The organism is Streptomyces sp. AM 2-1-1 (assembly GCF_029167645.1).
Classification (GTDB): Bacteria; Actinomycetota; Actinomycetes; order Streptomycetales; family Streptomycetaceae; genus Streptomyces.
Genome location: NZ_CP119147.1, coordinates 554,208 through 580,991 on the forward strand (window position 1 = coordinate 554,208; position 26,784 = coordinate 580,991).

Here is a 26,784-nt window from a genome sequence, read left to right on the forward strand (position 1 = left end):
GCGGCCTCGTCGACCGGGGGGCCCTCTCCGGCGCTCCGGGTCCGGCGGCGCTCCGGGTCCGGCGGACCCGGAGCGCCGCCGATGGGTTCAGCCGTAGGTCAGGGTCTCTCTTCCCGGCGGTCCACGATGTCCGGGCCGTCCTCGCGCCGTTCTTCCCCGTCGCCGCGCTCATCGGTGAGGTTGCGGCCGCTCCGCTCCGCGGCCCGGTGGTCCTCGTCGGTCCACTTCCGGGTGTCCCGCGGCTCGACGTACGGTTCGCTCCGTGGCGGGTGGCCGCTGACGACGGCCCGTTCGCGGGCCATCTCCGCGTCGAATTCGAGGCCGAGGAGAATCGCCAGATTGGTGATCCACAGCCAGACCAGGAAGATGATGACGCCGGCGAGCGCACCGTACGTCTTGTTGTACGAGCCGAAGTTGGCGACGTAGAACGCGAAGCCCGCGGAGGCCACCAGCCAGATCACCAGCGCCAGCAGGCTGCCCAGCGAGATGAATTTGAAGCCGCGGTCCTTGGCGTTGGGGGCGGCCCAGTACAGGACCGCCAGCATGATCGCCACCAGCACCACGAGCAGGGGCCACTTGGCGATGGACCAGACGGTCATCGCCGTGTCGCCCACCCCCAGCGCTGTACCGAGTTGCCGGGCCAGGCCTCCCGAGAGCACCACGATCAGAGCGCTGGCGCAGGCGAGGACCATCAACAGCAGGGTCAGGCCCACGCGTACCGGAAGGATCTTCCAGACCGGGCGGCCCTCGGGTACGTCGTACACGACGTTGGAGGCGCGGATGAAAGCCGCGATGTAACCGGAGGCCGCCCACAGTGCTCCCAGCAGGCCGACGATCGCCAGTACCGTGCTGGTCCCACCGCTGGACTGCAGCTGGGTCACCGCGTTGGTGATCACGTCCCGGGCGGCGCCGGGTGCGAGCTTCTGGATGTTGTCCAGGACCGTCCGGGTGGCGGATTCCCCGGCGATACCCAGCATCGCGACCAGCACCAGGAGGGCCGGGAACAGGGCCAGGATGCCGTAATAGGTCAGTCCTGCCGCACGGTCGGTCAGTTCGTCCCGCTTGAACTCCTTGACCGTACGCTTCAGGATGTGCCCCCACGAGCCCTTGCTGACCTTGGTCGGCGAGTCGGGGGGTTTGCTGTCTCGAGTCATGATCGTCCACCCCACAGATGGGAAGCGGGTGCGTGCGGCTTCCGTCGCGACCGCCGCCCGGGGGCGGCGGTCCTGGGCGGCCCGTCCCGGAGCACGGGCGGCAAGCCCTGTCAGCCCTCCGTACGACCCCGAGCATCCTGCGCGGTGTTCCGGCTCACCTCGCGCAGGCCGGACGCGGCCTCCTGTCCGGAATCCTGGGCCTGCTGCCGGGTGGCGTCGGTGGCGTCGCGTGCGGTGCTCCTCACCGACTCCACCGCTTCCTGGGCGGGTTGCCGCATGCCCTCGCCGATCTCCTGGGCCGCCTCCCGCGCGGTCTCCTTGGCGGGCTGGAGCAGCTCGTCGGAGTGCTCGCGGAGCCGGGAGCCGAGCCGCTCCTCCGCCTCCGAGGCGGGGAGGAGCGCTGCGGCGAGCATGCCCGCGCCGAAGGCGACGATCCCGGCGGCCAGCGGGCTGCCCTGCGTCTGCCGGGTCACCTGGTCCGGGGCACCGCGCACGGTCTGCCCGACCTGGTCGGCGGTGCGCCGGACGGCGTCACCGGCGTCCGAGGCGGTGTCTCCCGCGCTCGCCGCGAGGCCGCGCGCGTTCTGACCGGTTGCTCCGCCCGATGTTCCGGCCACGCCCATCACCCGTTCCTTGACGCCGGTCAACCGGTGCTGTGCGGCATCGGCCTTGCGCCGCGCGATCCTCTTCGGTGTCGCCCGGTCCGCGAGACGGTCGACGTTGCGTGCCAGCCGTGCCCGTGTGTCGTCCACTTCGGTTTTCAGTTCGTCCGGTTCCGTACCCATTGGGCATCCTCCTTGAGCGCTTCCGTGGTCCGCTCCGGCTTGACCTGTACCGCGCGCATCCGTTTGCGTCCGGTCACCAGGAGTACGGCGCCCACCAGAGCCCATATCGCGGTCACGATGAGAGCGGCCCAGGCGAGGTCGACGAGGTGGGCGAGGCCGAAGACCGCCGCGAGGCTGCCCATCAGCAGCACCAGATGTCCGGCGTATCCGGATCCGGCGAGCATGCCCGCCGCCTTGCCCGCTCGGGTCGCTTCCTGCTTGACCTCCGCCTTGGCGAGTTCGATCTCGCTGCGGACGAGTCGGGTGAGGTCCTCGCTGATCTCGCCGACGAGTTCGCCGATGGACGGTTCCGCCGACGGTGCCCGGGTGGCGCCGGTCGGGCCGACGTCGTGCGGGGCGTCGGTGTGGGGGGAAGAGGAGATGGCCACGGTCAACCCCCTTACGGCCGACGCGGGTCGGGATACGGGTCGTCGACCGGGAGAGGCCCGGGCGGCGCCACCGATCCACCGTAGGACGGCGTGAGCCGCGGCTCACCGTAGTCGTCCGGCGATCCCGGTGCGTCGTACGGTGAAGCTGCCCGGCTCGTGCCGGGAGGTCCCTCGCGGTTCCCGTCAGCGCTGTCGTGGGAGCGCAAAGCCGTTCCGCCGGCCCGCCCGTCGCCGTTCGCCGACGTGACGCCCTTGCCGAGTCGGGCGGTCGCGAAGCCCGCCAGCGCGGCGCCCGCGAGGAACATGCCGGGGCGGCGGCGGGCGAAGTCCTGGAGGTCGCTCAAGAGCCCCTGAGGACCACGGCTCTCCAAGCGGGCCGCCATGTCCCGGCCGTGACCGGCCACCTGCCGCACGGCGTTCGTGGCAGGTGAACCGTCCTTGCCGCTGCTTCCCATGTCTCCCAGTTCGTCGGCCAGTTGACGCACGGCGTGCGCCAGGCGGTCCGTTTGGGACTGGGCTTGATCGCGCAGTTGCCCACGCAGTTCGTCCGCCACGTCACGGGCGCGCGCAGACGCTTCGCCCGCCACGTCACCCGCGCGGTCCTTGGCGGTACCCGCGACATCGGCGGCCTTCTCGCCCACCAGCCCTACACCCTCACCGGCTCCCTCCTGCGCCGCCTGCTTCACGGCCGACGCCTTCCCTCGGTCGTCCGGACTGTTCGCACCGTCGAAGTCACTCAACATTCCTCCTCGGTCGTCATGTGCGGGGGGCAGGGTGTCCGGCGGATCCTCGGTCGGCAGCTCCCGCTGTGGCCGGTGCGGTCCTCGCGCCCGTTCTTCGCCCGGTTCTCGCCAGACTCCCGCCGGGGGCGGAGACGCCGTCGTGGCGGGGCAACGCGGCCGGTCCGGCTGTGCGGTGAGCCCCGCGCCCGGTGTGTGCGACGGCGGAGGGCCGCCGGGCACTCCGTATCGGCTCGGGCACCCGTCCCACTGGTCCGGGGCACCACTACCATCATGACAACCGAGGGGAAAAGTGCCACATGGCGGCATTCACGTAGGGCGTGGGCCCGTCAGGCGAGGTGGAAGATCTCGGTGAGCGGCCGCACGGCCGCGTCCGGCGCCTGCCCGTCGAGCGCTTCGAAGAACTCCGCCATATCGTGCTGCCAGCGGGCGTTCACCCCGGTGGCGTCCATGGCGGCGCGGGCCTTCTCGAAGTCGGGTGTCTCCAGGTAGCCGACCAGGAGCCCGTCCTCGCGCAGGAACAGCGAATAGTTCTGCCGGCCCGAGGCGGTGAGCGCGGACCGCATTCCGGCCCAGACGGGCTGGTGCCGTGCGCGGTACTCCTCGATCCGCTCGGTCCGGACCTTCAGCAGGAAGCAGACGCGCTGCACGGGGTTGCCTCTCTCGGGTCGGGGGTGGGGCCGCTCCGGCGGTCGCGGCCCCACGGTGGGACGGTGACTGCGGGGATCAGAACTGGAACTGGTCGATGTTGTCCTGGGTGAAGACGGTCGGCTTGCCGAGCGAGACGACCCCGTCCTTGCCGATCGTGAACGACCCGAGGTCGCCGGCCTGGTAGGTCTCGCCCTCCGCGCCGGTGATCCGGCCCGACTCCAGGGCCACGGCCGTGTGGGCGGCGAGCGCACCGAGCTTGGCCGGGTCCCACAGCTCGAAGCCCTCGACGGTGCCGTTCTTCACGTACGCGCGCATGTCGTTGGGCGTGCCGAGGCCGGTCAGCTTGACCTTGCCCTTGTACTTGGAGCCGGACAGGTACTGGGCGGCGGCCTTGATGCCGACGGTGGTGGGCGAGACGATGCCCTTCAGGTTCGGGTGTTCCTGGAGGAGGCCCTGGGTCTGCTGGAAGGACTTCTGGGCGTCGTCGTCGCCGTAGGCGGTCTTGACGAGCTTGATGTCCTTGTACTCCGGCTTCGTCAATTCGTCCTTCATGAAGTCGATCCAGGTGTTCTGGTTCGTGGCCGTCTGGGCCGCCGAGAGAATGGCGATCTCGCCCCTGCCGCCGATCTGCTTCGCCAGCAGCTGGATCTGGGTGCGGCCGAGGTCCTCGGCACTGGCCTGCGAGACGAAGACCTGGCGGCAGTCGGTCTGCGTGTCGGAGTCGTACGTGACGACACTGACGCCGTTCTTCATGGCCTGCTTGAGGGAGGTGCAGAGGGCGCCCGGGTCCTGGGCGGACACGGCGATGGCGTCGACCTGCTGCTGGGTGAGGGTGTTGACGTAGCTCACCTGCCCGGAGGTGTCGGTGCCGCTGCTGGTGCCGACCTCCTTGTACGTGGAGCCGAGCTCGTCCAGGGCCTTCTTGCCGCCGTTGTCGGAGGTGGTGAAGTAGGGGTTGTTGACCTGCTTGGGCAGGAAGGCGACCGTGAGGCCCTTCTTGGTGGCGCTGTTCGGGTCTGCCTTGCCGGTGGCGGCGGCCGGGCCGGCCTCCTTGTTCGCGGAGTCCTTGGTGGTGCCCGAGCAGGCGGTGGCGCCGAGGGCGAGGACGGCGGCGGTGGCGAGGGCGGCGGTCAGCCGGACGCTTCTGGCGGGTGTGCCGTACATGGCGTTTTCCTTTCGCTGCCGCGAGCGGCAGGGGGCTGCCGGGCGGATGCCCGAGCGGTGACGAAGCACTAGGTACGAGCGGGTGCGATACGGGGTGCGCAGGGTCGAGCGCGCCCGCGGTGGTGCGGGCGTGTGGAGGCGCTCGGTGGTGAGGCGGGTGCCGGCGGGTCAGGAGGCGCCGGGCGAGGGGACGACGGCCGGCGCGGCGGCCGTTCTCCTGCGGGCCCGCGCCTGGACGACCCGGCGGCCGACCCTGGGGGCGAGTACGGAGACCACCAGCAGGACGCCGGTGACGACGATCTGGGACTGGGCGGACACGTTGACCAGGCTCATGACGTTCTGCAGGGTGCCGAGCAGCAGCACACCGGCGACGGCGCCGCCCAGGGTGCCCTTGCCGCCGTCGAAGTCGATGCCGCCGAGCAGTACGGCGGCGATGACCGAGAGTTCGAGTCCGGTGGCGTTGTCGTAGCGGGCGCTGGCGTAGTGCAGGGCCCAGAAGACGCCGGTGAGCGCTGAGACCACGCCGGTGGTGACGAACATCGAGAGCTTGAGCCGCTTGACCCGGACACCGGAGAACCGGGCGGCGTCCTCGCTCGCTCCGGTGGCGAACAGCGAGCGGCCGACCGGGGTGGCGTGCAGGACGAGTACGGCCACGACGAGGAGGACGACGAAGGGGACGGCGGCGTACGGGATGAAGGTGTCGCCGATCCGGCCCGCGCCGAAGTCGAGGTACTGGGCGGGGAAGTCGGTGACCGAGTCGGAGCCGAGGATGATCTGCGCGATGCCCCGGTAGGCGGCCATGGTGCCGATGGTGACAGCGAGCGAGGGCAGTCCGAGCCGGGTGACGAGCACTCCGTTGACCAGGCCGCAGACCAGGCCGAGCAGCAGACAGATGGGGATGATCGTCTCGATCGCCATGCCGTTGTTCCAGAGTGCCCCCATCACCGCACCCGACAGGCCTGCGGTGGAGCCGACGGAGAGGTCGACCTCTCCGGACACCACCAGCAGCGTCATGGGCAGCGCGACCAGCGCGATCGGCAGGGTGTTGCCGATGAGGAAGGACAGGTTCAGTGCGTTGCCGAAGTTGTCGACGAACGAGAAGGAGCAGACCAGCAGGGTGATCAGCAGGGCGCCGACCGCGGTGTCCCAGCGGACCGCTCCGCCGAGGCGGGCGAGGGCAGGAGGCCGGCCGGACGCCGAGGGCGGGGCGGTGGCGTTGTCGGTGGTGTCAGGCATGGCGGGCGCTCCTCATCCGTGCGGCCTTCTTGCGCAGCCCCGCGGCCACCCGCAGGGCCAGGATCCGGTCCGCGGCGATCGCGAGCAGCAGCAGGAAGCCGTTGATCGCGGTGACCCAGACGGAGCTGACGCCTATGGCCGGGAGCACGCTGTTGATCGAGGTGAGCAGGAGGGCGCCGAGGGCGGCTCCGTAGACCGTGCCGGAGCCTCCGGTGAAGGCGACGCCGCCGACGACGACGGCGCTGACGACGGTGAGTTCGTATCCGTTGCCGGTGGCGGAGTCGACGTTGCCGAACCGGGCGAGGTAGAGGGCGCCGGCGAGACCGGCGAGCGCGCCGCAGAGTACGTAGGCGGTCATGATCCGGGCGCGGACGGGGATGCCGGCGAGCCGGGCGGCCTCGGGGCTGGAGCCGAGTGCGTAGAGGTCGCGGCCGCTGTGGTAGCTGCGCAGGTAGTAGGCGACGGCGGCCAGCACGACGAGGGCGAGCAGGGCGAGGTACGGCAGCACCCGGATCCCGTCGTGGCCGAAGTCGACGAACCCGTCGGGGAGCGCGTCGGCGGTGATCTGGCGGGAGCCGACCCAGATGGAGTCGATCCCGCGGACGATGTAGAGGGTGCCCAGGGTGACGACGAGTGCGGGCACCTTGCCGAGACTGACCAGGGCCCCGTTGAGGACGCCGAAGAGGATGCCGAGGGCGATCGCGATCAGGACGGCGACCAGGGGGCTTCCGCCGTCCTGGAGGTGGACTCCGGCGCCGAAGGCGGAGATGCCGAGGACCGAACCGACGGAGAGGTCCACGTTGCGGGTGATGACCACGACCGCCTGGCCGACGGCGACGAGCACCAGGATGGTCGCGTTGAGCATCAGGTCCTTGATGCCCTGCTCGGAGAGGAACTCGGTGTTGGACAACTGCGTGACACCCAGCATCACGACGAGGACGAGGGCGACGGCCAGTTCCCGCGCCTTGAACACTTTGTCGACAAGTCGCCGAGAGGCGACGGACTCGGGTGCGGGCTCGTGCCGCACCGGCTCTGCAGCCATGGTCATGCCGCGTTCCTTCCTCGGGCGGCACGGCCGGTCGCCGCCGCCATCACGGTCTCCTCGGTCGCCTCGGACCGGGGGATCTCGGCGGTCAGCCGCCCTTCGTGCATCACCAGCACCCGGTCGGCCATGCCGAGGATCTCCGGGAGGTCGGAGGAGATCATCAGCACCGCCACCCCCTCGGCCGCCAGGGAGGAGAGCAGCCGGTGCACCTCGGCCTTGGTGCCGACGTCGATGCCACGGGTGGGTTCGTCCACGATCAGCACCTGCGGGCGCGTCGCCAGCCACTTGGCCAGGACGACCTTCTGCTGGTTGCCACCGGAGAGGGTCCCGACGACGTCCGCGAGGCGGGCGTACTTGACCTGGAGCTTGACTGCCCAGTCGACTGCCCGGTCGCGCTCGGCGCCGCGGTTCATCACTCCGGCGCGGGTGGTCTCGGCGAAGCCGGTGAGGCCGATGTTGCGTTCGACGGACATCTCCATCACCAGACCCTGGGCACGGCGGTCCTCGGGCACCAGGGCGAGGCCGGCGGCCATCGCGACGCTCGGGGCCCCGGGCTTCAGCTTCTTGCCGAGCACCTCGACCTCGCCGCCGTCGAACCGGTCGACGCCGAACACGGCGCGGGCCACTTCGCTCCTACCGGCACCGACCAGCCCGGCCAGGCCGACTATCTCGCCGCGGCGGACGTCGAAGGAGACGTCCGTGAAGACACCCTCACGGGTCAGCCGGCGCACACCGAGGGCGACTTCGCCGATCTCCGTGACCTGCTTCGGGTAGAGCTCGTCCAGATCGCGGCCGACCATGCGGCGCACCAGATCGTCCTCGCTCAGGCCGTCGATCGGCTCGCTGGAGATCCAGGCGCCGTCGCGAAGGGTGGTGACGCGCTGGCAGAGCGCGAAGATCTCCTCCAGGCGGTGCGAGATGAAGAGCACGGCCGCGCCCTGCGCGCGGAGTGCCCCCACGACGCCGAACAGCCGGGCCACCTCGCTGCCGGTGAGTGCGGCGGTGGGCTCGTCCATGATCAGGACGCGGGCGTCGAAAGACAACGCCTTGGCTATCTCGACCAGTTGCTGATCCGCGAGGGAGAGGCCGCGGGCCGGCTGGTCGGGGTCGAGGTCGACACCGAGGCGCTCGAAGAGTTCGGCCGCCGCCCGCTTGACCGCACGGTGGTCCACCCGGCCCAGCGAGCGGCGGGGCTGACGGCCCACGAAGATGTTCTCCGCGACGGACAGGTCCGGGAAGAGAGTCGGCTCCTGGTAGATCACCGCGACCCCCGCGTCACGGGCGTCCGCGGGGCCGTGGAACTCGACGGCCCGGCCGTCCAGGAGGACCGTGCCCGCGTCGGGACGGTGCACGCCGGCCAGGGCCTTGATCAGGGTCGACTTCCCGGCGCCGTTCTCGCCGGCCAGGGCGTGCGCTTCGCCGGCGTACAGCCGCAGCGACACGCCACGCAGGGCCCGGACGGCACCGAAGGACTTGCTCACCCCCTCCAGTGCGAGCACCGGAGTCGTCTCCGGTTCGGGGTGCGTCATGGATTTCTCCCGTGCTTGTGTCGAGCGAAGAGCCCGACATGAAATGTTTCAGTGGAGTTGCCGGGAAGCTAGCCCCGCCTCGTCGAACCCGTCAAGGGGTGTTCCGCACCGAACTCCCCGAAACCTTCGGCGCACTCGGCCGCACCACCCCGCCTTGGCCCTGAACTGCGCATGTGGGGCTGGAGGGGTGGCGGGGACCGCAGCGAAGACACGATCCGGTAACACGCCGGCCACCTCGCCGGAACCCTTGACGGCCTCATCGGGGACGACTAACTTCTCCCACGCAATGAATCGATTCATTGAATCTTCCGGCGGCTGCTGCCAGGGCCGCCCGCACATCCCGAGGTGGACATGCCTGACATCGCCGCAGTGAAGGCCGTACTCGCCGGCCAGCGGATCGAGACTCCGTCCTGGGGCTACGGCAACTCAGGTACGCGCTTCAAGGTGTTCGCGCAGGCCGGGGTGCCCCGGACCCCGTACGAGAAGCTCGACGACGCGGCGAAGGTCCACGAGTTCACCGGAATCGCGCCCGTGGTGTCGCTGCACATCCCCTGGGACCGGGTGGACGACTTCGCCGCACTGGCCGCGTACGCGAAGGACCGCGACCTGGAACTGGGAGCGATCAACTCCAACACGTTCCAGGACGACGACTACAAGCTCGGCAGCGTCTGTCACCCGGACGCGAAGATCCGTGCCAAGGCCCTGGCCCATCTGCTGGAGTGCGTCGACATCATGGACGCGACCGGCTCGCGGGACCTGAAGCTCTGGTTCGCGGACGGCACCAACTACCCCGGCCAGGACGACATCGCCGCCCGCCAGGACCGGCTGGCCGAGGCGCTGGCCGCGGTGTACGAACGCCTCGGCGACGACCAGCGGCTGCTGCTGGAGTACAAGTTCTTCGAGCCCGCCTTCTACACGACGGACGTGCCCGACTGGGGCACCGCGTACGCGCACTGCCTCGAGCTGGGACCGAAGGCCCAGGTCGTCGTGGACACCGGGCACCACGCGCCGGGCACCAACATCGAGTTCATCGTCGCGACGCTGCTGCGCGCGGGGAAGCTCGGCGCCTTCGACTTCAACTCCCGCTTCTACGCGGACGACGACCTGATGGTCGGCTCGGCGGACCCCTTCCAGCTCTTCCGGATCATGCACGAGGTGGTCAAGAACGGCGGACTGGACCCCGAGACCAACGTCAACTTCATGCTCGACCAGTGCCACAACATCGAGGCGAAGATCCCGGCGGTCATCCGCTCGGTGACGAACGTCCAGGAGGCCACGGCCAAGGCCCTGCTGGTGGACATGGACGCGCTGACCGCCGCGCAGCGTGACGGAGACGTACTCGGTTCCAACGAGGTACTGATGGACGCCTACGACACCGACGTCCGTCCCCTGCTGCGGGAGCTCCGCGAGGAGCAGGGCCTCGCGCCCGACCCGGTCGCCGCCTACCGGAAGTCCGGCTGGCAGGAGGCGATCGCGGCCGGCCGCGTCGGCGGCGACCAGGCCGGCTGGGGCGCCTGAGCACACGCCTCGCCGGGCCGTCTCCGGCCCGTTCCCTCCGGCCGTTCCCGCCGGGCGGGCGACACCCCGCACGGTAGGCCGTCCCGGCTCACCACCCTCCCCACGCCGTCCCGCACCGCCAGATCCCGAAGGACTCCTGCCATGGCCTCCGCCACGCACACCACGGCCGCCGCGCTGATCGCGCGCTCCCGCCGGCTCGGCTCCGACCCCCGCAACACCAACTACGCGGGCGGCAACACCTCCGCGAAGGGCACCGGGACCGACCCGGCGACCGGCGGCGACGTCGAACTCCTCTGGGTCAAGGGGTCCGGCGGCGACCTCGGTACCCTCACCGCGTCCGGTCTGGCCGCGCTCCGCCTCGACCGTTTGCTCGCCCTGCGGGACGTCTACCCGGGGGTGGAGCGGGAGGACGAGATGGTGGCGGCCTTCGACTACTGCCTGCACGGCAGGGGCGGCGCGGCCCCCTCGATCGACACCGCGATGCACGGCCTGGTCGGGGCCGCCCACGTGGACCATCTGCACCCGGACTCGGGCATCGCGCTCGCCTGCGCGGCGGACGGCGAGAAGCTGACCGCCGACTGCTTCGGCGACAAGGTCGTCTGGGTGCCCTGGCGCCGTCCCGGCTTCCAGCTCGGCCTGGACATCGCCGCGGTCAGGGAAGCCAACCCGCGGGCCGTGGGCTGCGTCCTCGGCGGCCACGGCATCACCGCCTGGGGGGACACCTCCGAGGAGTGCGAGGGCAACTCGCTCTTCATCATCCGCACGGCCGAGGAGTACCTCGCGAGGAAGGGCAAGGCCGAGCCCTTCGGCCCGGTGCTCGCGGGGTACGAGCCGCTGGCCGAGGCCGAACGCCGGGAGCGCGCCGCGGCCCTGGCGCCGGTGATTCGCGGTCTGGCGTCCCAGGACCGCCCGCAGGTCGGCCACTTCGACGACACCGAGCCCGTGCTGGACTTCGTGTCCCGGGCCGAGCACCCGCGGCTCGCCGCCCTCGGCACGTCCTGCCCCGACCACTTCCTCCGCACCAAGGTGCGCCCACTGGTCCTGGACCTGCCGGCCGGCGCGCCGTTGGACGAGGCGGTCGCGCGGCTGAAGGAGTTGCACCAGGAGTACCGGGCGGAGTACCGCGCCTACTACGACCGGCACGCCACCCCCGACTCCCCCGCCCTGCGCGGGGCGGACCCGGCGATCGTGCTGGTGCCGGGCGTGGGCATGTTCTCCTTCGGGAAGGACAAGCAGACCGCCCGGGTGGCCGGGGAGTTCTACCTCAACGCCATCAACGTGATGCGTGGCGCCGAGGCCGTGTCCGCCTACGCCCCCATCGAGGAGTCGGAGAAGTTCCGCATCGAGTACTGGGCGCTGGAGGAGGCCAAGCTCCGGCGGATGCCGAAGCCGAAGCCGCTCGCCACCCGGATCGCGCTCGTCACGGGCGCGGGAAGCGGCATCGGCAAGGCCATCGCGCACCGTCTCGTCGCCGAGGGCGCCTGCGTCGTCGTCGCCGACCTGAACGCGGAGACCGCCGCTGCCGTCGCCGAGGAACTGGGCGGCCCCGACAAGGCGGTCGCCGTCACCGTGGACGTCACCTCCGAGGAGGAGATCACCGAGGCGTTCACGACCGCGGCCCTCGCCTTCGGCGGGGTGGACCTGGTCGTCAACAACGCCGGCATCTCCATCTCCAAGCCGCTCCTGGACACCACGGCGGAGGACTGGGACCTCCAGCACGACATCATGGCCCGCGGCTCGTTCCTCGTGTCGCGCGAGGCCGCCCGCGTCATGATCGCGCAGGGGCTCGGCGGCGACATCGTCTACATCGCCTCCAAGAACGCCGTCTTCGCCGGACCGAACAACATCGCCTACTCCGCCACCAAGGCCGACCAGGCCCACCAGGTCCGGCTGCTCGCGGCCGAACTCGGCGAACACGGCGTCCGCGTCAACGGCGTCAACCCCGACGGGGTGGTCCGGGGCTCCGGCATCTTCGCCGCCGGCTGGGGCGCCCAGCGCGCCGCCACGTACGGCATCGAGGAGGAGAAGCTGGGCGAGTTCTACGCCCAGCGGACCATCCTCAAGCGCGAGGTGCTCCCCGAGCACGTCGCGAGCGCGGTCTTCGCGCTCACCGGCGGCGATCTCACCCACACCACCGGTCTGCACATCCCGGTCGACGCGGGCGTGGCAGCGGCTTTCCTGCGCTGATCCGTGGTCAGGGGTGCCCGGCGGCCCACGCCCGGGCACCCCTGACCCCCGCCGGCCTCCTTCCCCTGACCCGTTCCCGACCGGCCGTTCGCCGCGGAGGTAATCCCGTGACCACCACTCCGCCCTCCTCGGCCTTCCGCTCGGTGTTCGCCGCGGTCGACCTCGGCGCCACCAGCGGCCGCGTGATCCTCGGCCGGGTCGGCCCGGACAACCTCGATCTCACCGAGGTGCACCGCTTCCCCAACATCCCCGTACGGCTGCCCGACGGGCTGCGCTGGGACGTACTCGCCCTCTTCCAGGGGGTACTCGACGGCTTGCGCGAGGCGGCCCGGGCCGGCGGCGTGAGCTCCGTCGGCGTGGACACCTGGGCCGTGGACTACGGGCTCCTCGACGCGGACGGGGCGCTGCTCGGCGCGCCCCACCACTACCGGGACACCCGGACCGACGGCGTCGCCGAACGGGTGTGGGCCGCGGTCTCCCCCGAGGCGCTGTACCGGATCACCGGCCTGCAGCACCTGCCGTTCAACACCGTCTTCCAGCTCGCCTCGGCTGCCGGGAGCGCGCAACTGGGCTCCGCGCGCACGCTGTTGCTCATGCCCGACCTGCTCGTCCACTGGCTGACCGGCTCTGTCGGGACCGAGGAGACCAACGCCTCCACCACGGGTCTCTTCGACGCCCGCACCGGCGGCTGGTCCAGGGACGTTCTCGAACCGCTCGGAATCGACCCCGCTCTGCTGCCCCCGCTGCGGGCCCCGGGCGACCCGGCCGGCACGCTGTTGCCGCACGTCGCCGCGTACACCGGTCTCGACCCCCGCACCCCGGTGACCACCGTCGCCTCGCACGACACCGCGTCCGCCATCGTGGCCGTCCCGGCCACCGAGCCGGACTTCGCCTACATCTCCTGCGGCACCTGGTCGCTGGCCGGCCTCGAACTCGACGCCCCGGTCCTGACCGAGGAGTCCCGGGCCGCCAACTTCACCAACGAGCGCGGTGTCGACGGCACCATCCGCTATCTGCGGAACATCATGGGCATGTGGCTGTTCGAGGAGTGCCGGCGCACCTGGGAACAGCACGGGCTGCCGACCCACATCCCGAGCCTGCTCGCCGACGCCGCCCGCGCCACCCCGTTCTCCGCGCTGATCGACCCGGACGCACCGGAGTTCATGGCTCCCGGCGACATGCCCGGCCGCATCCGGGAGTACTGCCGCCGCACCGGCCAGCCGGTCCCCGGGGATCGGGGCGCCGTGGTCCGCTGCATTCTGGAGAGCCTCGCCCTGGCGCACCGGCGGACCCTGCGACAGGCGGCCGGACTCGCCGGCCGGGACATCTCCCGCGTCCACCTCGTCGGAGGGGGATCGCGCAACGACCTGCTCTGCCAACTCACCGCCGACGCCACCGGACTGCCCGTCGTCGCCGGTCCCACCGAGGCCACCGCACTCGGCAACATCCTCGTCCAGGCGAGGGCAGCCGGCCTCGTCGGAGACCTGGCGGCGATGCGCCGTCTCGTCGCCGCCACCCAGCACCTGCGCCACTACGGTCCGCGCGGCGACGCGGCCGCCTGGGACGCGGCCGCCGCCCGGCTGGACACCGTTGCGGGCGGGTGAGGCCGCCGGGCCGGGGACGGCCGCGGCCCCTTCGGCGACTGGGACCGAGCTGCCGAAAGGATCCGCCGCCTGCGATCCGCAGGAGCCGCTCGTACCGGCTGCTCGTCGGGGGGACCGGGTGCCCACGGGAGGGGCAGATCCTTCGGGTCGTTGAGGCAGGCGGGCCCGGCGCGGAGCGCGGCGGTCCAGGCCGTGGGACCGTCGGGGTGCTGTGCCTCCAGCGTCACCCCGGTCGTGGCGTCGACGAGGGTGCGTGGCCCGTCCAGTAGGCGCTCCGGCCCGGAAGCGCAGGGGGGTGGCGCCCGGATCAGCGCGCTCCCGGGTGGTCGAGCGCGGCGATCTCCGGATGGTGCAGGTCGAACGCCGGGCTCTCGCTGCGGATGCGGGGCAGCGAGACGAAGTTGTGCCGGGGAGGCGGGCAGGAGGTGGCCCACTCCAGCGAACGGCCGAACCCCCAGGGGTCGTCGACGGTCACCCGCTCGCCGTACTGGGAGGTCTTCCAGACGTTGAAGAGGAACGGGAGGAAGGAGAGCCCGAGCAGGAATGACCCGATCGTGGAGACGGTGTTGAGCGCGGTGAATCCGTCGGCGCTCAGATAGTCCGCGTAACGGCGGGGCATTCCCTGGGCACCCAGCCAGTGCTGTACGAGGAACGTGAGGTGGAAGCCGACCGTCAGCACCCAGAAAGTGATCTTTCCGAGGCGTTCGTCGAGCATTCTGCCGGTGAACTTGGGCCACCAGAAGTGGAATCCGGCGAACATCGCGTACACCACGGTTCCGAAGAGCGTGTAGTGGAAGTGCGCGACCACGAAATAGGAGTCGGAGACGTGGAAGTCGAGCGGCGGTGACGCCAGGATGACGCCGGTCAGGCCGCCGAAGAGAAAGGTGACCAGGAAGCCCGTCGCCCAGAGCATCGGTGTCTCGAACGACAGGGACCCCTTCCACATCGTGCCGATCCAGTTGAAGAACTTGACCCCGGTCGGCACCGCGATCAGGAACGTCATGAAGGCGAAGAACGGCAGCAGCACTCCGCCGGTGACGTACATGTGGTGGGCCCAGACGGTGACGGACAGCCCGGCGATGGCCACCGTGGCGGCGATCAGGCCGACGTATCCGAAGAGAGGCTTGCGGGAGAAGACCGGCACGACCTCCGAGATGATGCCGAAGAACGGCAGCGCGAGGACGTAGACCTCCGGATGGCCGAAGAACCAGAAGAGGTGTTGCCACAGCAGGGCGCCGCCGTTGGCGGCGTCGAAGACGTGGGAGCCGAACTTCCGGTCCATTTCGAGCGCGAGCAGGGCGGCGGCGAGCACCGGGAAGACCAGGAGGATGAGGAGCGCGGTCAGCAGCACGTTCCAGGTGAAGATCGACATGCGGAACATCGTCAGCCCGGGTGCCCGCATGCAGATGATGGTGGTGATGAAGTTGACCGCGCCGAGGATGGACCCGAAGCCGGACAGCGCCACCCCCATGATCCACATGTCGGCTCCGATGCCCGGCGAGTGCACGGCGTCGGAGAGCGGGGCGTAGGCGAACCAACCGAAGTCCGCGGCTCCCTGCGGAGTGAGGAAGCCGCCGGCGGCGATGAGCGAGCCGAAGAGGAAGAGCCAGTAGGCGAGCATGTTCAGGCGGGGAAAGGCCACGTCCGGCGCGCCGATCTGCAACGGCATCAGCCAGTTGGCGAACCCGGTGAACAACGGCATGGCGAAGAGCAGCAGCATGATCGAGCCGTGCATGGTGAACGCCTGGTTGAACTGCTCGTTCGACATGATCTGCGTACCGGGACGGGCCAGTTCGGCGCGCATCAGCAGTGCCATCGCGCCGCCGACCAGGAAGAAGGCGAACGCGGTGACGAGGTAGAGGGTGCCGATCCGCTTGTGATCGGTCGTGGTCAGCCAGGACACGACGAGCCGTCCGCGGGAGGAGCGGTTCCCGGCCGGGCGCGTCGGCGGCGGGGCTCCGGGCCCGGAGCGCGGACCGCACGGGGTGTCAGGCCGGTGCGGATCGGGCACACCACTCGCGCCGGGGAGCGGCCCCGGTCCGGCGGGCGGGCGACCACTCCGTGCGGGTGCGGTCATGCCACCCTGCGATTCCCTTGCGTCCACCGGACCGTGTCCTCCTACTCGTGGTTCTCCGTGCAGCCCGCCCGCCCCGGGGCCGGGCCGGAAAGGTCCGCGAGCACGCGGGGGACGGGCAGGCCTTTCCGGCCAGGACCATGCTCCCGGTGATCGGCGTCGGCCCCCAGGGGCCGATGGGGTCCCCGGGCCGGGGCCGACGGGGCACGCTCCAGCGGGCCGGACGTCCCCCGGTGGGGGCCGGTCGGCCCTGGCCGTCGCGAATCCTCGGCCCGTAAGGGGCCGGGTCACGAGCCCTGCCCGCTGTCGCCGCTCTGCCCCGAAGGTCCGCACGGGCCCCACGTAGACTGGCGGGCTGTGGACCTGTCGTGGCGGTGGCGCGGCGTACCGCCGGCCGGCGGTACCCGAGGAGGAGAGCAGCACCCGATGACCGATCCCGTGTGCCCGGTGCCGCACCCTCCGGGTTCCTCCTCCCCCGTTCCCGCCTCGCCCGCCCCCGGCGCCGCCGGGGGTCTCGCGGGAAGGTGGCCGCAGCCCAGCCGTCCGGACCGGATGCGCGGGCTGCTCGATGCGGTGATGGGCCTCGGCCGGGGCCTCGAACTCCCCGAGGTGCTGCGCGGCATCGTGGAGGCGGCGGTGTCGCTGACGGACGCCGCGTACGGAGCTCTCGGTATCGTCGGGGACGGTGACACGCTGCAGGAGTTCCTGACCGTCGGCATGGAGCCGGAGCTCACCGACCGGATCGGTCGGACGCCGTGCGGGCGCGGTCTGCTCGGCGAACTCATCCAGCACCCGCGGCCGCTCCGCCTCGACGACCTCGGCAGCCACCCCAACAGCTTCGGGTTCCCTCCGCACCACCCGCCGATGCACAGCTTCCTCGGCGTCCCCGTGCGCGTGCGTGACGAGGTGTTCGGCAACCTCTACCTCACCGAGAAACGGCACGGGAGAAACTTCGACGCCGACGACGAGGCGGTGCTGACCACCCTCTCCATCGCCGCCGGGGTCGCCATCGACAACGCCCGGCTGTACGAGGAGAGCCGCCGGCGCGAACGGCGCCTGGAGGCCCTGGGTGAGATCACCCGCGCCCTGCTCTCGGGCACCGACGCCGACGAGGTGCTGCATCTGGTCGCGGAGCGGGCGATGGAGGTGGCGGGCGCGGACCGGGCGGCGATCCTGCTGCCGGCCCCGCTGTCGGGCATACCCGCGCGGCCCGGGCAGCCGGCTGCGCCGGTGGACGGAGGACGCCTGTCGGTGGCCGTCGCGCACGGGCGGGACGCCGACCGGGCGCGAGGGCTCTCCGTCCCGGCCTTCGGCTCGCTGACCGGGCTCGCCGCGCGTACGGGAACACCAGTTCACTGCACGGACGTACGTACGGATCCCCGGGCCCATCCGTTCGGTGACGGCGCCGACGACGGGCTGGGACCGGTGGTGGCGGTCCCGCTGCGGGTGGACGACGGGACCATGGGCGCGCTGCGGCTGGGGCGTCCCGCGGGCCGGCCGCCGTTCGACGACTCCGAGGTGGAACTGGTGTCCGGCTTCGCCGATCAGGCGGCGATCGCGCTGGAGCTGGCGCGAGGGCGCGCGGAGTCCGAGGAGCTCGCGGTCATGCACGACCGGGACCGCATCGCCCGTGATCTGCATGATCTGGCGATCCAGCGCCTGTTCGCGACGGGGATGACCCTGCAGAGCACCACCCGGGCCATCGCCGACCGCCCGGAAGCGGCCGAGCGGGTGCGGCGTGCGGTGGACGATCTCGACACCACGATCCGGATCGTCCGGTCCACCATCTTCGATCTGCGGACGGCGGACGGCTCGGGCCGTAACGGACTGCGGCACCGCGTCTCGGAGACGGCTCTCACGGCGGCCCGCGCGCTCGGCTTCCGGCCCTCGGTCCGCATCGACGGACCGGTGGACACCGTGGTCCCGGACGACGTGGCGGAACACGTGGCGGCGGTCGCCGCCGAGGCCGTGTCCAACGCGTCCCGGCACGCCCGGGCGAGCCGCATCGACATCGTGCTGACCGCGGACGAGGCGGTGACGCTGACCGTCACCGACGACGGCACCGGGCTGGACGACCGCGCCGCCGCCGGGAGACCGGGGGGCGCTGGGCTGGCCAACATGCGGACTCGGGCGGAGCTGTGCGGAGGCACGCTGACGGTCGGGCGCCCGGCCGGCGGCGGGACCCGGATCACCTGGAGCGCCCCGCTCGACTGAGGCCGGACGGCTACCGGCCGGGAACCCGGGCGCACGGGGTCCGGCGAGCATCGCGGGACGCCGTGGCGGCGATTCGCCTACCGCCCGCCGCGTTCCCTGATGCGGCCGGCGAGCATGGCGGCCTGGATGCGGCGGCCGACACCGAGTTTCGCGAGGATCGCGGAGATGCGGTTCTTCACGGTCTTCTCGGCGAGGAAGAGCTCTTCGGCTATCTCCCGGTTGGTGAGTCCTTCACCGATGAGATCGAGGATCTGCCGCTCCCTCGGGGTGAGCCTGTCGAGTTCGGACGGTGCGGTCTCCACGGCGGGCGGCTGCGAGCTTCCCCGCAACCGCGCCATCACCCGGGCAGTCGTCCGGGGGTCGAGCATGGAGGTGCCGGACGCGACGGTGTGGACCGCCGAGACCAGACCGGCCCCGTTGATCTGCTTCAGTACGTAGCCGGCCGCGCCCGCCATGATGGCGTCGAACAGCGCCTCGTCGTCGTCGAACGAGGTGAGCATCAGACAGGCGAGCTCCGGCATCCGGGCCCGCAGTTCGCGGCAGACCTCGATGCCTGCGTGGTCCCCGCCGCGGTCGTCGCCGAGGCGTACGTCCAACACCGCGACCTGCGGCCTGGTGGCGGGCACCCGGGCCAGCGCCTCCCTGGCGTCACTGGCCTCGCCGACGACCTCGATCCCGCCGTCGGCCTCCAGCAGGTCCCGTACGCCGCGCCGCACCACCTCGTGGTCGTCGAGGATGAACACGCGCACCGGTCGGGTGGGCTCCGGCACGGAGCCGCTCGGGCGGGACTGCTCGGGATCGTCGTTCACACCATGCTCGATCGGTCGGGGGCGGGTGGTGTCCGGGTGGACGCGAACCAGTATGTGCCCGCCCCGAAACGGTCTGGCGAGGGGGTGCGCGGGCATCTCACGGCGCTGTGCGGGAGGGGCCGAAAGGCCCTGTGGCCTGGGCCGTTCGGCTCTCGGGGCCCGGGGCCACAGTGGCCCCGCCGGAGTCTCCGGCGGGTCGGACGGTCCGGGCCTCCCGGACGGTTCGGGCGGGGCCCGGTCGCCGGTGTGAGGCGGGGGGTGCGGTCGTCGCGGTGGGCCCCGGTCAGGCGTTCCCCCGTGACGCGCCGTCCGGCCAGACGACTTCCACGGGAATGCCCCGGGTACGCGCGAAGGCGACCAGGTGCGCGGTGGCGTCGCTGCCGTTGGAGAGGGAACCGTCCCAGACCGCGAGGACGGTACGGCTCTCGCTGACGAGGTTCTCGTCGGCCCCGACACAGGCGTCCCGGTTTCCGGGGTCGAAGGCCAGCAGCCGCACCTGGGCGGCGAGGGCCAGCAGTTCGGCCGCTGCCCGGCGGTCCGGCTCGGGGAGCACGGCCGGTACCGAGCCCTGCGCCGGCAGCAGTACGGTCAGCTTGCGCCCGGTGTCCCGGGCGGCCCGGCCGAACGCCAGCGGCAGTCCCGCTCCGGCGCGTACGCAGGCCGTCGTGCTCTCCGTGAGTCGTTCCAGCCGCGCCCTCAGTTCGCTCTCCACCAGGTGGAGGGTGCTGCCGCTGAGGTCCTTGTGCCCTACGACCGCTATCACCGCGTGCCTCTCCCCCGTGTCGTCGCCCCGCCCGGTCCGGCGGACGCGTCGCATGCCGCGGACCGTACCCCGGTGCCGCGGGGCCGGTCCGCGGCATGCGACGTCTCGCAGTGAATACGCCCGGGGGCCCGGGGAACAGGGCCGTTCGGCCCTTCGCTCCGGGGCTCCGCCGGGAATCGGGGTGCCGTTCCGCGCAAGTCCGAGGCGGCCTCGGCAGCGGGCGGGCCGTTCAGCGGATCCGGGCCGCCAGAAGCGCGATGTCGTCGGTCTTCCCCTTGCCGAAGGTCTCCAGCAGGGTGTCGCAGAGCTCTTCCAGCTCCGGCGAGGCAGTGGCGAGGGTCCGGTCCAGGGCGGCCATGCTCTCGTCCAGGTCCTCGCCCGGGACCTCGATCAGACCGTCGGTGAGCAGCAGGAGCGTGGAGCCGGGCTCGACCGCGTGCGGTACGGCGGGCGCGTGCGGGAGGCTGAGTCCCAGCAGCGGGCCGTGCTCCGTGAGGTAGCGGGTGGAGCCGTCGGGGTTTCTCAACAGGGGCGGGATGTGGCCGGCGTTGGCCACGTGCATCCGTCTTCCGCCCGGTTCCACCAGCACCAGGCAGACGGTCACGGTGATGGAGGGCCGCAGCCGGACCAGCAGGGCGTCCAGCCGGGTGAGCAGGGTCTGCGGGTCGTGCCCCTCGATGGCGTACGCGCGCAGGGCGTGGCGTACCTCTCCCATGATCATGGCGGCCTTCAGGGAGTGCCCCGCGACGTCGCCGATGGCCAGGAGAAGCCCGGCCGGGGTCTCGATGGCCTCGTAGAAGTCGCCGCCGATCTCCGCGTGGTCGGCGGCGGGTTCGTAGCGTACGGCCATGTCGACGCCGGGAACGGCGGGCAGCCGGTCCGGCAGGAACGTGCGCTGCAGGGCCAGCACGAGCGCGTGCTCCTCGCTGTGGCTGCGCAGCGCCTCCAGGGCCAGCGCACAGGCCTGGGCCAGCTGGGAGAGTAGTTCACGGTCGTCCGCGCCGACGAGTGTGGCGGCGTCGACCGCGAGCGCGACCGGTGGGCGACCCCGCTTGGTGCGGGCGAGGACCAGCGCGACCCGGTCGGGGAAGACGTCGGCGCGGCTGTCCCCGTCCCGGCAGGTCAGGGCCTTCCAGTCGGCGCCGTCGAGGACGGTGATCTCCGTCCCGGTGCCGTCGCCGAGCGCGTTGTCGGACAGGTGGTCCAGGAGCCGGGGGTCACCGTGGGCGAGGGTGACCGGCGCTTCCTCGGCACGGCGGGCGCCGGCGGCCCGCTCCTGCTCCCGCGCCCGGGCGGTCGCGAGGTAGACGGTCCGGCCGTCGGGGCTGAGGGCGACGGCCACGGTGGGCGAGTACATCAGCGTCGCGGCGCCGACCGCCGCCGCGTCGGTGAACGCCTCTCCGTCGCGGGCCGCGTAGACGGCGAGGGTGCTGCTGTTCAGCGCGGCGACGCGGGTCGCGAGCCGCTCGGCCCGGCGGCGCGCGCGGGCGTACCGGAGTGCGGCGGTGACCGTCGCGAGGAGTTCGTCGGGGGCGATCGGCTCGGTGAGGTACGCGTCGGCGCCCCGGTGGAGTCCCTGGGTGCGGTCGCTCACCTCGATCGCGGTGGCGGAGACGTGGATGACGGGCAGATGAGCGGTGCGCGGGTCCGCCTTGATCTGCTCGCAGACCTCGAAGCCACTCATGTCGGGCAGCTTCACGTCGACGATGGCGAGTTCCGGGAGCAGTGCGTCGGGGGATTTCGCGAGCAGCGCGAGCCCTTCGGTGCCGTCGGCGGCCTCGACGACCGTGTGTCCGGCACGGCGCAGCCAGCTGCCCACGATGTAGCGGTTGGTGTCGTTGTCGTCGAGGACCATGACCGTGGCCACGGCGCTGTCGGCATGGGACTGGGGACTCATCTCGTGCCGCCTTCTCCCGCCGTACGGAGGGATTCCTCCGGGGCGGGAGCCTGTTCGGGGACGTCCCTGAAGGCTGCTGCCAGCCGGGGGAGGGTGAGTGAGGACTTGTCGAGCACCGCTCGCGCGTGACTCAACCGCTGGTGGTCGAGGGTGGCGTCGGCCGCCGAGGTGATGACGACCACCGGGATCCCCGCGAGCGAGGGGTCCCCGGCGAGTTCCGTCAGCACATCGTAGCCGTCCATGTCGGGCATGTGCAGATCGAGCAGGACCGCGTCGGGGCGGTTCCGGCGGATCGCGTCGACCGCGCGGCCGCCCTCGCCCACCTCGACGACGCGCTCGGCCAGCTGGGCGACGAGGGGCCTGATGGTGGAGCGGAACACCTCGTCGTCGTCGATGGAGACGAGGAGCGAGAGTTGCGCCGGCGGGTGCTGTCCGTCGGTGTCGGGGGGGCCCTCCCCCGGGTGGGTGGCGGGCAGGCGGACGACGACCTCGGTGCCCCGGCCCGGGGTGCTGGTCAGGACGAGGGTGCCGCCGAGCAGTTCGGTGAGACGCCGCGCGTAGGGGAGGCCGAGGCCGGTCCCGGAACGCCCGCGCTGGTGCGCGCCGCGTACCTGGTAGAACTCCTCGAAGATCTGGTGCTGCTCCTCCGCCGGGATGCCGATGCCGGTGTCCGACACCGTGAAGACCACCTCCGTGCCGCCGTCGCCCTGCCCGGCCGCCACGTCGAGCCGGACGGTCCCCTCCTCGGTGAACTTCAGGGCGTTGGAGAGCAGGTTGCGCAGGATGCGGGTGACCATCACCTCGTCGCTGACGAGGGTGGTGGCCGGGTCGGGTTCGGCCACCGTGAGCGTGACTCCGCTCCGTGTCTCGTACCCCCGCAGGGTGCCGCGCAGCTGGCCGAGGGTCGCCCGCAGATCGACGGCGTCCCAGTGCGGCTCCAGGCGTCCGGACTCGGCCTTGGCGACGTCGAGCAGTTCGTCGACGAGGGCGAGCAGAGTGGCCCCGGACGCGGAGATCATCGAGACCCTACGGCGCTGCTCCTCGTCGAGGCGCTCTCCGTCGATGTCCAGGAGGAGGCGTGCCAGGCCCACCACGGAGTTCACCGGGGTGCGCAGTTCGTGGCTGACGTTCGCCCAGAACCGGGTCTTCGCCTCGCTCGCCTCGCGCAGCTGGCTCGACTTCTCCTCCAGTTCGGCGTAGAGGGCGACCACTCCGCGGTTGGTCTCCTCCAGCTCCGCGGACAGTTCGGAGTAGAGCGCCACCACTCCCCGGTTGGTCTCCTCCAGTTCGTCGTTGAGGCGGCGCAGCTCCTCACGCTGGGCGCGGGACTCTTCCAGCGCGGCGATCAGGTCGCTGGTCTGCGCGCGGGCGTCGTCCAGTTCGGTCGATCCCCGGTGCGCGGCGAGGAGGTCCTGGGCCCGCCGGAGGCTCTCCGTGGTGGCGGCGCCCACCGAGAGCTGCTGCTCGATCGTCACGGCCCGGCCGGCCGGGTCGTGCCGGGTCGGTACGAGCCGGGAGGCCGCCTCGACGGCCTCGCGTCCGGGTCCGGGTCCGTCGCGCCAGAGCACGACGACGCGCAGGACCGGTGATGCTCCGGGCACCGTGCCGAAGGTGACCCGGAGGCCTGAGGAGCCGAGGACGTCCCGCCCCAGTTCGCTGAGGGCGGTGGCCAGGCGGATCTGGTCCTGCCGTTCGACCCCGAGGGCCTCGGCGGCCGCCTTCCCGCTGCGCCTGAGCATGAAGATGTCCTGCTCGGTGGCGAGGGCGACGGTCGCCAGGAGCACGGTCCCCTCGGCCGTGGGGAGCGTCACCATGCTCCCTTCGCCACCACGACCCCGGCGTCGTCGCGGCGCACGCCTGCCTCGCGCAGCAGCTGTGCGGCGGCGACGAGGGGGGAGTGCGCCAGCAGTCCGGGCAGGGCTGCGGGTTGCCAGCGCTCGGTGAGCCCGTCGGAGTGCATGACCACGGCGCTGCCCCGAGGGAGTTCCTGCCGGACCGTCCGCAGGGTGGGCAGCTGGTGGCCGACGATGCCGGGGGCGGACGGCAGGGAACGGCGGCTGTTGGTGGCGGGATCGACGACGAAGGTGCTGACGTTCCCCACCCCGCAGAAGGTCACGGTGCGCGCGCCGGGTTCGATGCGTACGACGGCCACGGCGCCGCCCCGTCCGCCGCGCAGCGCCGAGTGGATCTCCGCCATCACTCCTTCGGGGGTCTGGGCCCTGCCGTCCCGGAACGCCGTGACGGCGGCATCGGCCGCCCGGCCGGCCAGCGGTCCGTGGCCGAGACCGTCGCAGAACATGACCAGCAGCGCGGACGCGTCCGCGTCACTCTCCGTCTCCTGAGGGCGTTCCGGCGTGCGCGGAGCCGGAAGGTCGGCGCGCTGCCTGCCGAAGCCGGTCAGCGCTGACCAGCCCAGGGGGTCGGGCTCGGCCCGTCCGGCGGACCGGCGAGCGGTGTGCGGCTCCGGGGTGCGGGGAACCACGGGCCGGGCGGCCCAGACGTCACCGCACATCTCTTCGCCGGTGATCGGCCGGGTGAGCCCCGCCACCAGCGGTTCGCCGGCGGTGGCGGCGCGTCCGGCCGCCTCCTTGGTCCAGAAGCGGGCGGCGAGTACGGTCCCCCGTCCCTCCACGGAATGGATGTCGACGGCGTCGGCGAGCCGGGTGATCGCGCCCAGTCCGATGCCGAGGGTGCCGGCCGAGGACACGCCGTCCGTGAGCGAGTGGCTCACGTCGGCCATGCCCGGGCCCGCGTCGATGGTGACGCATTCGACGCCCGCGTCGGTCTGGGTGCGTACCGCCCGCAGCAGCAGGGTGCCGTCGACGGCGTGCCGGGCCAGGTTGGTCCCGGCCTCGCTCACCGCCAGCGCGACTTCGGCGCAGCGCTGTTCGTCGAAGCCGAGGCGCCGCGCCAGTGCGGACGCGGCTCCCCGCGCGGCGGCGGGGAGGGACTCGGTGTCGCGGAACCAGGCGACGTCCTGCGCGTCCAGCACGTACGGGGTCAGCGGGCCCATTTGGTCACCGCGATCTGGGTGCCGCGGCCGACTTCGGTGTCCAGCGTGAAGTCGTCCACCAGGCGGCGCGCTCCGCTGAGGCCGAGCCCGAGCCCGCCTCCGGAGGTCCATCCGTCGGTCAGCGCCAGGTCCAGGTCGGGGATGCCCGGCCCGGTGTCCTCGAAGACGGCGGTGACGCCGAGGCGGCCGTCCCGGCGGACCAGCCCGGTGCGCATGACACCGCCGCCGCCGTAGACCAGGGTGTTGCGGGCGAGCTCGCTCGCCGCGGTGACCAGCTTCGTCTGGTCGACCAGGGAGAGCTTGCACCGCTGCGCGAGGGTGCGGACCAGCTGCCGGGCGCGGACCACGTCGTCGTTGGACGCGATGTCGACCGTCTCGTGATCGCCTTCGGGGACGGGCGGCAGCCCGCTCACGGCCGTGCCGGACGGTGGTCGTCCGGCCGGGCCAGGATGTCCAGCCCCTTCTCCAGGGAGAGGGCGGTGCGTACGCCACCGAGCGACAGGCCCAGCTCGACCAGCGTGATGGCGACGGCGGGCCGCATGCCCACCACGACCGTCTCGGCGTCGAGCATCCGGGAGATGGCCGCCGTGGTGGCCAGCATCCGGCCCACGAAGGAGTCGACGATCTCGACCGCGGTGATGTCGATGACGACTCCGCGCGCGCCCGTGGCGACGATCCGGGCGGCCAGGTCGTCCTGCAGGTCGAGGACGGTCTGGTCTTCCAGGTCCACCTGGATGGAGACCAGAAGGACGTCGCCGATCTTCAGGACCGGTACGCGCTCGCTCACGCCCGGCCGCCCGTCGCTGCCAGGCCGGAGTCGACGCGGCGCAGCGCGTGCTTGAGGGCGTCCGCGAGGGTCGCCTTCGTGACGATGTCACCGAACTGGATGCCGAGCGCCACGATGGTCTGGGCGATCTGCGGACGGATGCCGGAGATGGTGCACTCGGCGCCCATCAGCCGGGCCGCCACCACGGTCTTGAGCAGGTGCTGGGCCACCTCGGTGTCCACCGCCGGCACGCCGGTGATGTCGATGATGGCCTGGTCGGAGCCTGTGTCGACGAGGGTCTGCAGCAGCTTCTCCATGACGACCTGGGTGCGGGCCGAGTCGAGCGTGCCCACCAGGGGTACGGCGACCACGCCGTCCCACAGCTTCACGACCGGGGTGGAGAGCTCCATCAGCTGCTCGGACTGGGCGCTGATGATCTCCTCACGTGCCTTGGCGAAGACCTCGATCGTGTACAGGCCGAGGGCGTCGAGGAGCTTGCTGAATCCGAGGTACGCGTGGATGTCGGCGGCCGACGTGTCCGCGGTCGGGGCGAGGAGTTCCTTGCAGGCGAAGACGCTGGTCGCCGTCTCCGTGGGGGTGAAGCCCTGGCGGGCGCGGTTGCGCGACAGCTCGCCCAGGAGCGCGCGCACCTCGGCGTACTCCTCGGCGTTCGCGTCCAGGCCGCCCTTGCGCAGCCCTTCGACCAGTGCCGAGTAGAGCTCGCGGAGCTCACGGTCGAGTTCCGCCAGGGAGACGCGCCCGCGCAGCGTGCGCGAGACCGACTCCACCCAGGCGGCCTCCAGCGTGTCGCGCTGCTCGGTGAGCAGCGCCACGACTCTCGCCGATATGTCTTGTTCCGCCACCACGGCGATCCCTCCGGTTGCGCCCCGTCGGTACGGGGCGGTCTTCGCAGCGTAAGCCATCGTTTCGCCTGTTCCGGCGTCACCCGGCTTGCGACGATCGCCACAGGGTTCGCACCCTCCCCGACGTGATCGGTGCAGGGCGGAACCTCCCCCGCCGAGCCGTGGCAGGGCGGGAGAACGTGCGAGGAGCACGCCCCCGGACCACCGGGACCGCGCTCTTCCTTACCCACTCCGGCCTTACGGAGCGTGCGGCGCGGACTGTTCGTCCTCGCGCATGACCCGTCTGCCCAGGCCGTGCACCTCTAATCCCCGAATCCGGAACGGGTGGGTCGGCGCCCCCGACA

General features: G+C 71.8%; 22 protein-coding genes. 4 read left to right on the forward strand and 18 right to left on the reverse strand.

Annotation, left to right across the window (positions count from 1 at the left end):
- Positions 1-98: 98 nt before the first annotated feature.
- The 9 genes from PZB77_RS02315 to PZB77_RS02355 form a co-directional block, all read right to left on the reverse strand.
- Positions 99-1,154, reverse strand: a complete 1,056-nt coding sequence (locus PZB77_RS02315; RefSeq protein ID WP_275490825.1) for a YihY/virulence factor BrkB family protein — start codon at positions 1,152-1,154, stop codon at positions 99-101.
- A 110-nt stretch (positions 1,155-1,264) separates the two neighbouring features.
- Positions 1,265-1,939, reverse strand: a complete 675-nt coding sequence (locus PZB77_RS02320) for a DUF3618 domain-containing protein (RefSeq protein ID WP_275490826.1) — start codon at positions 1,937-1,939, stop codon at positions 1,265-1,267.
- Positions 1,915-2,367 carry a phage holin family protein gene (locus PZB77_RS02325; protein ID WP_275490827.1) on the reverse strand — a complete coding sequence of 151 codons (453 nt, stop codon included), beginning with the start codon at positions 2,365-2,367 and terminating at the stop codon, positions 1,915-1,917. Before PZB77_RS02325 ends, PZB77_RS02320 begins: the two co-directional genes overlap by 25 nt.
- An 11-nt stretch (positions 2,368-2,378) precedes the next feature.
- Positions 2,379-3,110 carry a hypothetical protein gene (locus tag PZB77_RS02330; protein WP_275490828.1) on the reverse strand — a complete coding sequence of 244 codons (732 nt, stop codon included), beginning with the start codon at positions 3,108-3,110 and terminating at the stop codon, positions 2,379-2,381.
- 326 nt (positions 3,111-3,436) lie between these two features.
- The gene (locus PZB77_RS02335) at positions 3,437-3,757 is read right to left on the reverse strand and encodes an L-rhamnose mutarotase (protein ID WP_275490829.1); all 321 of its coding nucleotides are present in this window, start codon (positions 3,755-3,757) and stop codon (positions 3,437-3,439) included.
- A 76-nt stretch (positions 3,758-3,833) separates the two neighbouring features.
- Positions 3,834-4,922: a rhamnose ABC transporter substrate-binding protein gene (gene rhaS, locus PZB77_RS02340; RefSeq protein ID WP_275490830.1), complete on the reverse strand. Its 1,089-nt coding sequence runs from the start codon at positions 4,920-4,922 to the stop codon at positions 3,834-3,836.
- A gap of 168 nt (positions 4,923-5,090) precedes the next feature.
- A complete protein-coding gene (locus PZB77_RS02345) occupies positions 5,091-6,158 on the reverse strand; it encodes an ABC transporter permease (RefSeq protein WP_275490831.1) in 1,068 nt (355 codons plus the stop codon).
- Positions 6,151-7,206: an ABC transporter permease gene (locus PZB77_RS02350; protein ID WP_275490832.1), complete on the reverse strand. Its 1,056-nt coding sequence runs from the start codon at positions 7,204-7,206 to the stop codon at positions 6,151-6,153. The genes PZB77_RS02345 and PZB77_RS02350 overlap by 8 nt, the downstream gene beginning before the upstream one ends.
- Positions 7,203-8,732, reverse strand: coding sequence for a sugar ABC transporter ATP-binding protein (locus PZB77_RS02355; RefSeq protein WP_275490833.1), 1,530 nt, complete (start codon positions 8,730-8,732; stop codon positions 7,203-7,205). The genes PZB77_RS02350 and PZB77_RS02355 overlap by 4 nt, the downstream gene beginning before the upstream one ends.
- Positions 8,733-9,083: 351 nt before the next feature.
- Here PZB77_RS02355 and rhaI point away from each other — a divergent pair, with 351 nt between their 5' ends.
- From rhaI to PZB77_RS02370, 3 genes are all read left to right on the forward strand, one after another.
- Positions 9,084-10,250: an L-rhamnose isomerase gene (gene rhaI, locus PZB77_RS02360; protein ID WP_275490834.1), complete on the forward strand. Its 1,167-nt coding sequence runs from the start codon at positions 9,084-9,086 to the stop codon at positions 10,248-10,250.
- A 141-nt stretch (positions 10,251-10,391) separates the two neighbouring features.
- Entirely contained in the window at positions 10,392-12,437 is a 2,046-nt protein-coding gene (locus PZB77_RS02365; protein WP_275490835.1) for a bifunctional aldolase/short-chain dehydrogenase, read from the forward strand.
- 107 nt (positions 12,438-12,544) lie between these two features.
- A complete protein-coding gene (locus PZB77_RS02370; RefSeq protein ID WP_275490836.1) occupies positions 12,545-14,041 on the forward strand; it encodes an FGGY-family carbohydrate kinase in 1,497 nt (498 codons plus the stop codon).
- 307 nt (positions 14,042-14,348) lie between these two features.
- On the opposite strand, the gene ctaD is transcribed toward PZB77_RS02370, so the two are convergent.
- Complete coding sequence (gene ctaD, locus PZB77_RS02375; RefSeq protein ID WP_275490837.1) at positions 14,349-16,145, reverse strand: cytochrome c oxidase subunit I; 1,797 nt, start codon at positions 16,143-16,145, stop codon at positions 14,349-14,351.
- Positions 16,146-16,667: 522 nt separating this feature from the next.
- Here ctaD and PZB77_RS02380 point away from each other — a divergent pair.
- The gene (locus PZB77_RS02380; protein ID WP_275495887.1) at positions 16,668-18,329 is read left to right on the forward strand and encodes a GAF domain-containing protein; all 1,662 of its coding nucleotides are present in this window, start codon (positions 16,668-16,670) and stop codon (positions 18,327-18,329) included.
- 77 nt (positions 18,330-18,406) lie between these two features.
- On the opposite strand, the gene PZB77_RS02385 is transcribed toward PZB77_RS02380, so the two are convergent.
- The 8 genes from PZB77_RS02385 to PZB77_RS02420 form a co-directional block, all read right to left on the reverse strand.
- Positions 18,407-19,138 carry a response regulator transcription factor gene (locus PZB77_RS02385; RefSeq protein ID WP_275490838.1) on the reverse strand — a complete coding sequence of 244 codons (732 nt, stop codon included), beginning with the start codon at positions 19,136-19,138 and terminating at the stop codon, positions 18,407-18,409.
- Positions 19,139-19,421: 283 nt separating this feature from the next.
- Positions 19,422-19,901, reverse strand: coding sequence for a hypothetical protein (locus PZB77_RS02390; protein ID WP_275495888.1), 480 nt, complete (start codon positions 19,899-19,901; stop codon positions 19,422-19,424).
- Positions 19,902-20,130: 229 nt separating this feature from the next.
- Positions 20,131-21,798 carry a fused response regulator/phosphatase gene (locus PZB77_RS02395; RefSeq protein ID WP_275490839.1) on the reverse strand — a complete coding sequence of 556 codons (1,668 nt, stop codon included), beginning with the start codon at positions 21,796-21,798 and terminating at the stop codon, positions 20,131-20,133.
- Complete coding sequence (locus PZB77_RS02400; protein ID WP_275490840.1) at positions 21,795-23,612, reverse strand: ATP-binding protein; 1,818 nt, start codon at positions 23,610-23,612, stop codon at positions 21,795-21,797. Before PZB77_RS02400 ends, PZB77_RS02395 begins: the two co-directional genes overlap by 4 nt.
- On the reverse strand, positions 23,606-24,811 hold the full coding sequence (locus tag PZB77_RS02405; RefSeq protein WP_275490841.1) for an ATP-binding protein: 1,206 nt from the start codon (positions 24,809-24,811) through the stop codon (positions 23,606-23,608). Before PZB77_RS02405 ends, PZB77_RS02400 begins: the two co-directional genes overlap by 7 nt.
- Positions 24,799-25,224 (reverse strand): anti-sigma regulatory factor, encoded by a 426-nt coding sequence (locus PZB77_RS02410; protein ID WP_275490842.1) that lies wholly within the window; start codon positions 25,222-25,224, stop codon positions 24,799-24,801. The genes PZB77_RS02405 and PZB77_RS02410 overlap by 13 nt, the downstream gene beginning before the upstream one ends.
- Positions 25,221-25,598 carry an STAS domain-containing protein gene (locus PZB77_RS02415; RefSeq protein WP_275490843.1) on the reverse strand — a complete coding sequence of 126 codons (378 nt, stop codon included), beginning with the start codon at positions 25,596-25,598 and terminating at the stop codon, positions 25,221-25,223. The genes PZB77_RS02410 and PZB77_RS02415 overlap by 4 nt, the downstream gene beginning before the upstream one ends.
- Positions 25,595-26,440, reverse strand: a complete 846-nt coding sequence (locus PZB77_RS02420) for an STAS domain-containing protein (protein ID WP_275495889.1) — start codon at positions 26,438-26,440, stop codon at positions 25,595-25,597. The genes PZB77_RS02415 and PZB77_RS02420 overlap by 4 nt, the downstream gene beginning before the upstream one ends.
- Positions 26,441-26,784 lie beyond the last annotated feature (344 nt).